Raw genomic sequence first — 12592 nt, 5'->3', positions numbered from 1 at the left:
CTTCACACCAGGCGGGAGGTAGGCCGTCGGGTCATCGCCGGATCACCAGCGAGCATCCCGGCGGGGTTCGGCGCTCCAGTGAACGACCACAGCCCCGTCTCCAAAGGCGGCGCCGCAGGGAAGACGACCGGCAGCGCGGACAGCGCCCGGTGAAAAGGTCCCGGTCGCCAGGTGAGTTCGTTCGCGGGCACCGCCAGTTTCATCTCGGGCAGGGCATCGAGCACTTGATCGACAGCATGCTCCACGACGAGATAGGCAACGGACTTCGCTGGGCAGACGTGCGGTCCCGCGCCCCATGCCAGATGCGACCGATTGCCGGTGCGATCTTGGCCACTGATCGCCGGGTCGTTGTTGCAGCCTGCGAGGCTGATCACCACGGGGTGGTGCACCGGGAGCCACACCCCGTCGACCAGCGTCGGCTGACGGGTGTACCTGATGCAGAAATTGGCCATCGGCGGGTCGGCGAACAACACCTCATCGAGCGCATCCCGTGTCGAGAGGCTCCCACCGAGAACATCGCCGTGAAACCGGGAGTCGGTCAGCGTCAGCAGCACAGTGTTGGTGATCAGATTGCGCTGGGCTTCGAAACCGGCACCATACAGGCTCGCCAGCTGGGCGGACATCTCCTCGTCATCGAGGTCGCTCGGGTGTCGCACCAGCCGTGAGGTGATGTCGTCGCCTGGGTGGGCGCGCTCGAGGTTGATCAGCGCCGTCAACGCATCCCGCAGCATGGCCATGCCTCGGGCCGCATCGCCGCCGGAATCGAAACGCGCCGCCATACCTGCCGCGATACGGTCACCGATCTGCGGTGGGCAGCCGATCATCTCGTTGAGGACCCCGAGCACGAGCTTGGAGGCGTATTGCTCGAGCAGGTCGGCGTGACCGCTGTGGCAGAACTCGTTGATCAGCGGAACAGCCATTCGCTCGACGACGGCGGGAATGTCGAACAGATCCACCCCCTCGATGGCGTCGGCGGACGCCTTTCGAAGGCGCTTGTGGGCGTCCCCGTCGTTGAAGCGGGCGGCTTCCAGGTACCGCATCATGCCCAGAACGGGCGAGCCCGCCGGCACGGTCTGCTGCCAGCTGCGGGGGTCGGATCCGAAGTGTTCGGTGTCGTGCAGGATTTTCACCGCGGTCTCGTACCCCAGGACGAGCGTTGCGCGGACTCCACGCGCCAGCTCGACCGGCGCCAGCGAGCCGTACTGTTTACGCAGACTGCGGTAGAGGCCATGCGGGTCGGCGGCAAAGTCCAAGCCGTACAGGGGAACGCGCGGATCATCCGTCGGGAATGGAGACCCGTGCGAGACGGGGCACACTCCAGTCGTCGTGGCGGTCGGTCCCGGCGGTGGCGGTGATGGGGGTGTAGTCATTCGAGGTCGTACTCCACATGAGATCGAGGATGAAAGGAACGGACGAAACGGCGATGCGCGTCGCTCGGACAGACGCCTCCGGCCGCTCGGGCCGCTGGTTGCCATGACGACGGTTTGAGGAGATCCGGCAGGCGCGAGATCGTCGCGCGACCGGTGTGACGAGCTGGGTGCGTCACGGCTACCGCTGTCAGGTCAAGACAGCGCCGAGCTTGTTGAGAAGCGCGCCCTGCTCGCCTTGTAGACAGCGCATGTCGACATGACGGTCGGAGCGCAGCAGGCACAGAGAGTTCCGGCCGCGCACCCCGTAGACCTCGTGAAAATCGGTCGATTCGGCCATCAGTGTGTTGACCGGTGCGCGCGTGCGTACTCCTGGAGGAGTGACGAGTGTGAACCGAACCCGTTGTCCGAAACGTTCTTCGACCTCGCGTGCGAGCGTTGTCCATGCCGCGGCCGAGTCCGGTTCGTCTTGGACGCCGAGCACGGTGTAGTAGTGGTCTATCTGGTCGTGCACGCGTTGATTGCCTGTGATAGCTATGTTGGGGGCGCGGTCACCGGCAGCCAGTCCGTCCAGTGCCGTGAGCCCTGGGATCGGCCGAGCGGTGCCTCGATAGTTGATGCGATGTCCCGAAATCAGTCCCACCGCGTCGTCGTTGAGTTCGGCTGCTGTGGCGACCCGCTGCTCAAGCGGTGTGCGAGGGTCCATGATCACGCCATGGATGCGGCGGGCGATGTCGCCGGCCTGGACCGCGGCCTGGCGCCGTTCGGACTCGTAAGCCTGCAGGAGCGAGGGATCGGCGAGTCCCTGCACGACCATCGACAGTTTCGCTGCGAGGTTGATCGCGTCCTGCAGGGCAAGATTCAAGCCCATGCCACCAGCGATGGTCTGGGTGTGCGCGGCGTCGCCGCACAGGATGACGTTCCCGCTGGGGTGGATGAAACGAGACGCCAGCCGCTGCCCGAGTGTGAACTCGGTCGGCGCCGACGCTGGCTCACCGACGATGACCGCACCGTTGAAGTGCACGTCGAAGGCCGACTGAAACAGCGCATGCGTGGTTTCGGTCCGGGGACCGCCGCTGCCGAGCTCGCCCACAATGACTCGAAAGAGCGGAGTCTTCGGATCCCCAGGCAGTGCGGCGAGGAATATCAGACGCTGATCGCTAATCAGGTAGTGCAGACGGTCGCGGGGCAGGGGAAGCCCCCACAGCACGGTGTCGGTCATGCGCAGATCGTTGTCGTAGGACATGCCGACGAACTCGATGCCCAATTGGCGGCGCACGGTGCTGTATACGCCATCGCAGCCCACCAGCCGCTCAGGACGGATCACTTCCACCTCACCGCCAGGCTTGACCAACGTCGCGGTGATGCGACCGTCCTCATCACAGACGAGGTTCTGCAGTTCGGTGCCCCAGAGGATTTCGCAGCCGAGTGATTCGAGGCGCTCGCGAAGGATCCGTTCGGTTTCGCACTGGGGGATGTTGAGGATCTCCGCGTAGTCGGTCGGGTATGTAGGCGGTTTCAACCGAGTGAAGTCCAGCCGCGGACCGGCTTGCCCGCCACCGGCGGCCTTCGCGTGCTTGAAGTGATAGTCCATCGAGTAGCTCGGAATCCCGGCCGCATCGAAGTCACTGCCAAGGCCGACCGCGTCGAGGTCTTCACGCGTGGCCGAATGCAGCGTGATGGCACCCGAAAACGGTGCCGGGCCGCGCCTCTTGTCGATCACCACACAGGGGACGCCCCATCGCCACAGCTCCCAGGCAGCCATCAATCCAGCAGCACCAGCACCCACAACGACAACCGGATAGTCCGACACAGAAATGGCAGACATGAATAACTCCTGATCCAGCCTTGACGACCACCGAACAAGCCTCGAAATCGGCGGCTCCAGCAACAACATGGAATATGCACCTGGCTGCGCAACTACGGCGCGAAACAGAAACTATGTGAAAGGTGCCCACCATTGCGGGGGCAAGGTGGCAGCGCCGGAACGGACGGTAGAGCTGGCGGTCTGAAGCTCTAGTTTCCGGACTGCGTCAACGACCGCGAACAAAACATTCGGCGCAACCCTTTTCGAAATGGTCGCTCGCGATCACAGCGGTGGTTCGAATGACCCGACTCGATAACAGTGGTGGCAACGCATTCCTGCAACTGTTCGCACCACGCAGGGTGCCCGAGAAAGTCTTGGATCATCGGCGGCAGTCGATCACGCTACGGTTTGCGTGCCACTGCGCCGTAGGCGGAGATCGGCCGGACCTCGCCCACCTCCGTGTCGCCCGCGCGCCACTGCGTGATGGACACGAAGCCCGGCTCCACCAGCTCCAGGCCGTCGAAGACCGCCTTGATCTGCGCTTGCGGGCGGGGGACATAAGGAGTGCCGCCGGTGCCGGTGTAGTTCTCGCACAGCGTGGCGTACGCCTTGCTGTCGTCGGTGCCGTCCCACAACGCCAGGTAGCTGCCCGCGGGCACGGCGTCGAGCACCGTGTGCACGATCCGCAGCAGTTCGTCGTAGCTCTTGGCGTGACCGAGCACGCCCATGAACATCACGCCGATGGGCTCGTTGAAATTCAGGACGTGCTTGGCATCGGAGATGATCCGCTCGGGATCGTGGTAATCGGCGTCGATGTAAGTGGTGACACCCTCGGCCGTGGTTGAGGTAAGCAGCGCTCGCGCGTGCGTGAGCACCAGCGGGTCGTTGTCCACGTAGACGATCCGCGACTCCGGCGCCACGCTCTGCGCAACCTCGTGAGTGTTTTGCATCGTCGGCAAACCCGTCCCCACATCGAGGAACTGCCGCACTCCGGCCTCGCCGGCGAGGTAGCCCACCGCGCGGATGAGGAACTGGCGCGACTGCACCGCCATGGTGGTGATGTCCGGATCGACCTCGATGCCGGCGTCGCCTGCGATGCGGTCGATCTCGTAATAATCCTTGCCGCCCATCCAGTAGTTCCAGATCCGCGCGGAGTGGGGAATGTCGGTCCGGATGAGGGGGCTGTGGTCTTCGGGCATAGAGGTGGTCTCCTGAACAGATGTTGCGAAAAGGGGGTCGCGCTGGCGGCAGTGCCTCGCAGCAGGGGAGTCAGCGACGTAGAAGGGGTGTCACGTTGCCGTTTCGGAAGGATTTGCGGCCGACTCCGCCAAGCAGGAGACGTTCCTCGGTCATGCGCGGGCGTATCGCGGGGCCCATCGGCCACCAGTCGTCGAGTTCGACCAGGCCGGGCTCGATCAGTTCCAGATCACCGAAGTACGAGGCGATCTGCTCGCAGGTGCGGTACCAGCCCGAACCCAGACCCATTTCGGTGAAACGCCGTTCCAGCTCACGCGCCATCTCGTGGGCTTCATCGCCGTCATCGGGGTCGTAGAAGTGTGTGATGGCGACGTAGGAGCCCGCGGGCAGCGCCTCGATGTACTGACGCATGATCCCGGCCGGATCGAGGTCGTCGTCGGCGTGATGCAGGATGCCGCACAGGATCAGCGCCAGCGGGCGGGTGAGGTCGAGATGCTGGACGATCTCGTCGTGCGTCAGCAGGGTCTTCGGCATGGTGAGATTCGCGGGCACGAAGCGGGTGTGTTGATCGCGCTCGAGCAGGACGCGGCCGTGGATGTTGCACACCGGGTCGTTGTCCACGTACACCACGCGCGCCTGGGGATTCTGCTGTTGGGCGATCTCATGGGTATTGCCGACGGTCGGCAGCCCCGCGCCGATGTCGAGGAACTGGTCGATGCCGACGGTCCCGGCCAGATAGCGCACCACGCGGTGCAGCCAGCGGCGATTCATGCGCGCCACATCGCTCTGCCGCGGCGCGACTTCGGCGACTTTGTCGCGCACGTAGCGGTCGACTTCGTAATTGTCCTTGCCACCGAGGGTGGCGTCGTAGACGCGGGCGATGCTCGCGCGTGTCGTGTCCACGCCTACCGGCGCGCGAACACCGGTTTGACGAGGCGGATCGATCGTCAAAGCTGCTCCTGAACGAGAATCGCGTGCAGTGCGACGGCTAATCGGCGGCATTGCGAAATCAATGGGGACACAACATGCTGCGTGGGCACGTCTCGGGGTGCGCCGCACGGCCTCGCGTGGTCGGGGTAGGGCACTCGGCCAGCAGTATGCTGCGCGGGGTGACGAGCGAATTCGGTAGATGTGCGAGGCTGTTGTGGCGTAACACCGTGCCTTGCCATCTCTGCAGCCCGGGCTTGGAGTCGCTTTGCGGTGTCAGCATCCACTCGGTGAGGCCGGTGTTTGCAGTCCGCCGTGTCTGTGCGATGAAAGGCGAGTCGCCGCAGTAGAGCTGGAAGCTGGCGGCAATTGTGTCCTCGTCACAAACGACAAGCACAGTGTCGCCTAGGTGTCGGCCCAGGATACCGCCGAGTTCGCGGCCTACGGCGGCGGTCAGCGTCGTCCACGAGTCCGCTCCCAGGGCAAGGGGGCGGTCGGGCGTCTGTTCGAGGGGCGGATCGAATGCCGCCAGAACGTCGTCGACCAGAGCACCGTCGGCAGCTCCATAGTTGCGGCATCGGAGGCCGGGCATTGTCGGTGGCCGCCCGAGGCGAGCCGCCACTATGTTGGCTGTGTCTTCGGCCCGAGCGATATCGGTGTGGTAGATCGCCACAGGAACGAGCTGCTCGTCTGCGAGTCGCTCACCCAGCAATCGGGTCTGCTGATGGCCCGTACTGTCCAGACCGCGGCATCGCTGTGGGCCCATGTACTCGTTGCGGCCGTCGGCAGGTGAATGGCCGGCGCGAACGAGGAGCATCCGCACAGCGGGCGTGTGTGTGCCGTTGTGTGCCAACGTGACTCACTTCCTTCTACCTGTCGCGGTTCTGGTGTCTCGACGGTATGGGGCGTGGGTGAGCGGCCACCATGAAAGTGCCAGAAAGTGCCAGACTGGTTGACCTTCAACTTGTTAGGCTGCAACGATTCGATCGCCCCCACACTCAACTGCAAAGGTGGTGCCCTGCATGAAAGTACGGTTCATTGGTGGCGAGTCCGGTGGTGACGGCTCGCCTCGGCTGTATGCCAGCGACCGCGAAACGCTGGTGGTGCAAGGATGGAAGACCGACAGCGATGATCGAATCGAGATCCCTCATCGCCTGCTCGCCTACAGCGAGCCTGGCACCTGTCTGGTCGGACTGACCGATACCGGCCATGGAACCTTCATCCTGTCCGGCAAGCCGGTCGTCGACCCCGAGGCATTGGAGCAGATGAAAATCCCCGCTCACGAGACCGCAGTAGAGATTCCCATCGGACAGGAGGTGCGCCCGGATGCGGCTACTGCTGGGTGCTGAACCATTCCGCGCGGTCCTGGCGACGGCAAAGCAACGCGCGTTCCATCTGGAAACCAGGGACGACTACCTGACAGAGAACGAGGAACCGTCCCTGGCGGCGTTCCGTGAGGACGAGACGACCGACCCGGGCGGCGAGTGGTTCACCGGATGGCAAGAGCAGGTCACCGCCGCGGTCGCCCGTGGGGTGGTGATGCAACGAGCCCGGATCGTGTCCGAACCACACACCCTTTACACGAGGTATCTGCTGGCGCTGACGCGTCACAATGTCGCGGCAGGCGAAGACGTACGGTACTTGCCGCGGCAGGATGCAGATCCTGCCGACGCCGCGGCCGACGACTTCTGGCTCATCGATGACGACCTCGTCGCCTACAGCCTGTTCGACGAACGCGACTACTGGGTTGGTGCAGCGTCTACCGACGATCCCGTCATTGTCTCCTACGCCGCCGAGGTTCGAGACCGCGTGTGGTCGGCCTCCACTCCCTACGTCGAGTATCTGCAACGCCGGTGAACGACGTCGCCCGTGGCAGGCAGGCGCTCGGAGCGCGACTGCGTGAACTTCGCAAAGACGCAGGCCTGAACGGGCGGCAACTCAGCGCGGCCGCTGGCTGGCACTGGTCGAAGGTCTCTCGGTTCGAGACAGGCGAACGGACTCCCAGCGAGTCCGACCTCGCGACCTGGTGCCGGATCTGCGACGCAGAATATGCACTCCCAGACCTCGTGGCGTCACTGCGCAATCTTCGGGCGCAGTGGTTGGAATGGAAACGCGTGACCGCCGGCGGACATGCCCGCCGACAACGCCGCGGCGTGAAACTGGACACCGACGCGCATGCGGTGCGCCTCTATTCCGCCGTGCTGGTGTCGGGCTTACTGCAGACCGAGGCATACGCACGCGCAGTTCTATCCACCTGTATCGGGTTTCTCGGCACATTCGACGATCTGGACGCGGCCGTCGCCGCACGGATGGAGCGAGGCAGAGCATTGCGCCGGGGCCGCACGAAGTTCTCGGTCTTGCTCCACGAACCGGTTCTCTACACCCAAGTCGGCGACGACGAGACCCGCGACGGGCAACTGCGGCATCTGCTCGAGATCGGATTCGGCAACCCGCGCCTCGTGGTCGGCATCGTTCCCACCAACTACCGATTCGTCTACACCACGACAAGTTTCGCGCTATACGATGCTCGACTTGCGCTCGTAGAGACATTGAGCGCCGAGCTTTCGGTGACCACACCCTCTGAGCTCGTATTGTACGAGAAAGCCTGGGACGGCCTTCGCCACCAAGCCGCATATGGAGACGACGCGCGGGAGCTCATCAGCCGAGCACGGCGGCGCGGAATGACTCAATGATGAGTCGAGCCCGCCGAACAGCCGACGAAGAGTGCACCACCGACACAGCCGACCTCGGTCGACAAGTACTCGCGAGTTAGAAGTCGAGGGACACGCCGTCTCACCTACCCGAGCACCAGAAGGCGCGCCCCGCCGAGTCATGGTTCGGCGACCACGCTTGGAGGAGGCGGGTAGGACACCTACCCGATGATCATGAAGGAGAGCTGGTCGTCGTGGACGAGTTGCTGCCACTCTCGGGTTGGGCTGGGGGAGCGGCCGAGGATATCGAGTCCGTCTATTCCGGCGTTGAGAACTCGATTCATTGTTTCCTCGGCGGTGAAATAATTGCCTTGCATGGTGCGGCACTGCGGGCAGTGGACGGCGATGGTGGTCGCTTGCAGGGTTCGGCTGTAGACGGGGCGGATGGTGGCAGCGATGTCGCGGCGGCCGATGGTGGCGAGCAGGCGGGCTGCGGCGGTCATCGCTGTCCCTGGTTCGTCTTGGGTGGTGATCAGTTTTCGGTAGCCGATGCCGGGCCGGTAGGGAAACAGCCCGGCGACGCAGATCACTTCGATACCGCAACGCCAGCATTCGCGGGGAAAGCCGAGAACGGCGATCGTGATCACCTGCGCCGCGAAAGGGGTGGATGGTCGAATCCCGGCGTGCGGATTGTACTCCAGCGCCAGGCAGGTCATACACCACACGATGGGGCCGTCGAGCGGGTCGTTGCGCAGGATGCGGCCGTCAGGGAGGACAAGCACCGAACATTGTGAGCATTCGGCGGCGTAGCGGTTGCGGATCGCGAACCGACCGGTCATCGCGTCTTGTTCACTCATCGCCGCCGACCCCTCCCGGCGTTGCCGCTGTACGTCCACAAGTGCCCCCGTGCGCGCTGCGACTCGGTCAAGATCGGCCGCCTCTACCGGCGGCGAGGTCCGGCCGGGCGTCTGCGGTAGCGGTCCGGTCTCGTGTCGGCGGCGCAACCGGTGCAGCGGGAGGAGAGCCGTGAGGTCGACGTCGCGGATCCCACGTCATCGCTGCCGCAGCGCCCGCCAGCAGAGCAAACACGATGACGACGATCAGGCACCAGATCAGCATGGTTCGCCTCGTTCCCCCTTGCACTGGTCCACCCTTGACATCCGCTCTGACATCCACAGGGAGACAGTCGTTTTCGAGTCACAAAAATCGTAGTCTCGGATGGCCGCCAGCGTGATACCGCCACGCCGATACCGGAGGGCTCCCGCGAGGCGGCTCCGGAAGAGATTCGTGGCCGCGGAGCCGAAGGTGTGGTTCGAGTCGGTTGCTTGCAGGTGAGCTCAGTTACTCGGGGAACGGAGCAGTGCGGACCATGAGGTCGAATCCGAACCTGTGCAGCAGAGCGGTCCGCCCGTCGGGGACAGCGGCGACCTCGCCGGCGACGGCGTCGATGACGACGCGCTTGAAGTCCAACCGCGGATGACGTGTGATGACCTCTGCGACCCATCGCGGGTCGAGTTCTTGCAAGCGATTGCCGAACAGATCGGCGCCCGCGCCGGCGGACAGGGCCCCGGCCAGGTCGGAGAGTTCGGAGTCGACTCCCAGCGTCATGTGCCCGGCGATGCCGTCGCGGACGAGGGCGACGCGATCGTCCGGCATGTCGAGTTCGGTGAGAAGTTCGGTGGCGTGCTCGGCGCCGCGGACCGCGAAGCAGCGGTTCGGTTGTGGATGTTCCAGCTCGATGTCGTGCAACATCGAGGCAGTGAAGAACAGTTCGTCGTCGAGTTCGGCGTGGTGTGCCTGCGCCAGCGCCTTGCCGAACGCCCAGACCCTATAAGAGTGTTCGAGCATGCTGGGGCTGAGCACGCTGCGGGCTTCTCGCTCGACCGCCACCGCTACGGCTGTGTCGGGCAGCCGCAGCGCCGCCTCATCGAGCCTGGTCGTGGGTACCCGGGCCCCGAAGAACGACGCGACGCGGCCGCCCAGCAGTGTCGGCATCGTGAACAACAGAATTCCGATCAATTGATTCATCTGCCGCCGAGTCAAATTGCCTCCACTGGTGACAGCCCAGCTCCAGTCGAATCCCTGCGGCGGTGCCATCGCACACCTCGATTTCGTGATAGCAGCGGAAACGTGGGCGTGCTTGAACATTACGCTCGACCGGTCCGCTGAATGTGACATGCCTCCCTCTCAAAATTGATATCGACGGCGTTTAATGTCAAGAGACGACGCCGACCCTCTTTGTACGAACGAGAGAACGCAGACACCCATGGTGGGTGCAATTCGGGCGATGCCGCGAGACCGCTCTGGTGGATGACTGTTGTTGTTCGGTTGAAATATTTTCCTAGAGTGAATCGTTGCCGCCCTGACCGAGGTCCGCCGGCACGCGGCAGGTTCTGCTTTTGCGATATGGCAGCGCTCGCAGGCAGTAGGAAATTCTGGTTGTGATCGGTCCGGAGTCGAACAGTCGTGCGCCGCTCGGGTCGCTTGCGGGTACGCCCGGGAATTATGTGCTTGACGCCGTGCTTGATCCGGCTCTGGCCCTTCGCGGCGCTCATTACAATTCTATCCATAATTAGTGCCCGTCGGGTGCGCCCGGTTGGGCACTAATTGTCTTCAGTGGCGCGTTGTCGGTGGCGGGTGGGATCCTCGACGGGCGGATCGTGCCAGGAGGTGAGTATGGGAAGCGCCGTCACCGCGGTGGTAAAGAAGGCGTCGACGAGGAAGTCGGCGCCGCGGTCGCTATGGGCGCGTGAGCAGTTGGATCGGTTCGAGACGTATTTGGCAGGTCGAGACGATCTGTCACAGCGGACTCGGGAGACCTACTGTGAGCGTGTCGCGGACCTGTTGAGATGGCTGGAGACTCGGGCGGATCGTCAAGAGGCGCTTGATGCTCCGGCCGCTCGTGATCGAGTCGTGCTGGCGTACCACGACCATCTGATCACGGAGCGGCGGGTGCTGCCATCGACCGCCAACCTCGCCCGGGCAGCGATCAACACCTTTTACAGGTGGCGCGGCGTAGGGCCGACCACGCTCGCGCGGGTCAAACACTCCTCGCGCACATCGCGCACTCTGACCGCAGGCCAGCTGAGTGCACTACTGCGCGCCGCCGCGGCACACAGCCACCGCGACCACGCAATCGTCGGGCTGCTGCTCAACAACGGCTTGTCGCTGTCGGAAGTTCGCCTGTTGGATGTGGCTGGGCTGGAGCTTCGCGCTGAGTCCGGTCATCTCGAGGTACGTGCGCTTTCTGGGACGACGCGGACGGTTGTGCTGGCGGCGAGCACTCGTCGGCTGCTGGAGCTGTGGCTGGCCGAACGGCGCGCCATGCTCGGCGCGCTGCGCCCGCGCGCACTGTTCGTCTCCGAGCGCCGGCGACGCATCTCCTCGAGCTCGATCGACCGCATCGTGCGCACCATCGGTCGCGAAGCCGGGCTCGAACTCTCACCCGGCACCCTGCGCTACACCTTCGATACCCGCATGCTGGAATCCGGCATCGAACCATGGATCGTCGCGCAGACCATGGGACTGACCCGCCCGAACCCGCAGCGCCTGCATGCACTGCAAATGCCCCTCGAGCCCCGCCTGGCCAGCAAGATCGCCGAAGCAATGGCCGTACCGCACACCGTTCCGCCTGGCCGTAACCAGATTCGCTTGGAAGCAGCCCGCGTGACCGCCCACCAGTTGGCCTTCGACCTGTGACGCTGACTACCGGTGCGCACGGTGGGTCGGTGGTCGGGGCGGGCAGTCCGGACTCGCGGATGGCGCGGGCGATCACCGCGCACCGCACGGTGATAGTGCTTGTGGCGACGTCGTCGCGCTCGGCCGCGAGCAACAGGTAACGCTTGACGGTGGCTGAGTCGGCGGGCAGGGTGGACAACCCGCTCGGGACATAGAACATCAGCAGAGCCCGGTCACGATGCGTTTCGCATCGAGGCGAACAGCTCGTGCCAGAGACTGTCCGGGATCGAACGGGGTTGCACCTTGGGGACTCGCTGACGCAAATGTGCTCGGCGGACGATCGGTCGGCTCGAGTGGGTTGCAGTGTGCCAGTGCCTGGCGACGTTCGGGCGATTCTGGGACTGGGTTGATCATGGGCCCGCGGCCGAAGTGGCCGTGGTAGGCGTAGAGGCCCCAGATCACGGAGAGGCAGTGGTTGATCGTGCGGGGCGCGTACCCCTTCTTCGACACCTGCTTTCCAGTCCGGATGTTGACGGTCCCGGCGGCCGCGGAGCCCGGTCGGTGCCGTCGGCGCTGCGGGTTCGATGCACTGCGTAGCCAGCCGAGCATCAGCGAGACACCCGCGTCGGTCGCGCGATTCCACTCGATCTCGAGCAGCCACGACATCCTTCTCTGCACTTGTCAAGCGAGCGGCTGTGAATCCGTTAGATCTTGCTGGCTGAGCGTGACCGCCTTCGCGCCAGCGATAAGTCAGGCCACGTCGGTGGTGATCCCCGCGATAATGGCCGTGGAGGAGATCGAGGTCGTCGTAGCCCATCACGAGCGCGCGACCCTGCGTGTTGGCGCCGTGTTCCTGAAGATCGACACTGACCAGAGGCGCACCGACGTTGAGGTCGAGGCGATGGCACTGGCGCCAATCCCGACGCCGGAGGTCCTGTGGCGGAAGCCGCCTGTGCTCGCGCTCG

General features: G+C 64.4%; 12 protein-coding genes. 4 read left to right on the top strand and 8 right to left on the bottom strand.

All coding sequences use genetic code 11. The features are described 5' to 3' along the window. Positions 1-2: 2 nt before the first annotated feature. The 5 genes from ACZ6DL_RS34800 to ACZ6DL_RS34780 all read right to left on the bottom strand — a co-directional run bounded on the left by ACZ6DL_RS34800 (position 3) and on the right by ACZ6DL_RS34780 (position 6064). Complete coding sequence (locus ACZ6DL_RS34800) at positions 3-1253, bottom strand: cytochrome P450 family protein (protein ID WP_466057611.1); 1251 nt, start codon at positions 1251-1253, stop codon at positions 3-5. Between the two features lie 304 nt (positions 1254-1557). Next, a complete protein-coding gene (locus tag ACZ6DL_RS34795) occupies positions 1558-3264 on the bottom strand; it encodes an FAD-dependent monooxygenase (protein WP_466057610.1) in 1707 nt (568 codons plus the stop codon). A 311-nt stretch (positions 3265-3575) separates the two neighbouring features. Continuing rightward, positions 3576-4373 carry an SAM-dependent methyltransferase gene (locus ACZ6DL_RS34790; RefSeq protein WP_466057608.1) on the bottom strand — a complete coding sequence of 266 codons (798 nt, stop codon included), beginning with the start codon at positions 4371-4373 and terminating at the stop codon, positions 3576-3578. 70 nt (positions 4374-4443) lie between these two features. Continuing rightward, positions 4444-5322, bottom strand: a complete 879-nt coding sequence (locus ACZ6DL_RS34785; protein WP_466057606.1) for an SAM-dependent methyltransferase — start codon at positions 5320-5322, stop codon at positions 4444-4446. Between the two features lie 58 nt (positions 5323-5380). After that, positions 5381-6064, bottom strand: coding sequence for a histidine phosphatase family protein (locus tag ACZ6DL_RS34780; protein ID WP_466057703.1), 684 nt, complete (start codon positions 6062-6064; stop codon positions 5381-5383). A 256-nt stretch (positions 6065-6320) separates the two neighbouring features. On the opposite strand from ACZ6DL_RS34780, the gene ACZ6DL_RS34775 reads away from it, so the two are divergent. From ACZ6DL_RS34775 to ACZ6DL_RS34765, 3 genes are read left to right on the top strand one after another with little or no spacing between them, the layout of a single operon-like run. Next, positions 6321-6647 carry a hypothetical protein gene (locus ACZ6DL_RS34775; protein ID WP_466057605.1) on the top strand — a complete coding sequence of 109 codons (327 nt, stop codon included), beginning with the start codon at positions 6321-6323 and terminating at the stop codon, positions 6645-6647. After that, a complete protein-coding gene (locus ACZ6DL_RS34770; protein WP_466057603.1) occupies positions 6625-7155 on the top strand; it encodes a DUF6879 family protein in 531 nt (176 codons plus the stop codon). Before ACZ6DL_RS34775 ends, ACZ6DL_RS34770 begins: the two co-directional genes overlap by 23 nt. Then, the gene (locus ACZ6DL_RS34765; protein ID WP_466057601.1) at positions 7152-7991 is read left to right on the top strand and encodes a helix-turn-helix domain-containing protein; all 840 of its coding nucleotides are present in this window, start codon (positions 7152-7154) and stop codon (positions 7989-7991) included. Before ACZ6DL_RS34770 ends, ACZ6DL_RS34765 begins: the two co-directional genes overlap by 4 nt. A 179-nt stretch (positions 7992-8170) precedes the next feature. Here the strand turns inward: ACZ6DL_RS34765 and ACZ6DL_RS34760 are convergent, their stop codons facing one another. Both ACZ6DL_RS34760 and ACZ6DL_RS34755 read right to left on the bottom strand, forming a co-directional pair. Next, positions 8171-8665 (bottom strand): hypothetical protein, encoded by a 495-nt coding sequence (locus ACZ6DL_RS34760; protein WP_466057600.1) that lies wholly within the window; start codon positions 8663-8665, stop codon positions 8171-8173. Between the two features lie 625 nt (positions 8666-9290). Further along, positions 9291-10046, bottom strand: a complete 756-nt coding sequence (locus ACZ6DL_RS34755) for an HD domain-containing protein (protein WP_466057598.1) — start codon at positions 10044-10046, stop codon at positions 9291-9293. A 579-nt stretch (positions 10047-10625) separates the two neighbouring features. On the opposite strand from ACZ6DL_RS34755, the gene ACZ6DL_RS34750 reads away from it, so the two are divergent. Continuing rightward, positions 10626-11648 carry a tyrosine-type recombinase/integrase gene (locus ACZ6DL_RS34750; RefSeq protein WP_466057597.1) on the top strand — a complete coding sequence of 341 codons (1023 nt, stop codon included), beginning with the start codon at positions 10626-10628 and terminating at the stop codon, positions 11646-11648. Between the two features lie 198 nt (positions 11649-11846). On the opposite strand, the gene ACZ6DL_RS34745 is transcribed toward ACZ6DL_RS34750, so the two are convergent. Continuing rightward, entirely contained in the window at positions 11847-12293 is a 447-nt protein-coding gene (locus tag ACZ6DL_RS34745; RefSeq protein WP_466057595.1) for a hypothetical protein, read from the bottom strand. Positions 12294-12592: the final 299 nt, after the last annotated feature.

Source organism: Nocardia sp. NPDC041819, assembly GCF_055590505.1.
The sequence above is the reverse complement of the archived record's forward strand: the minus strand, read 5'-3'. Positions and strand labels throughout refer to the sequence as shown.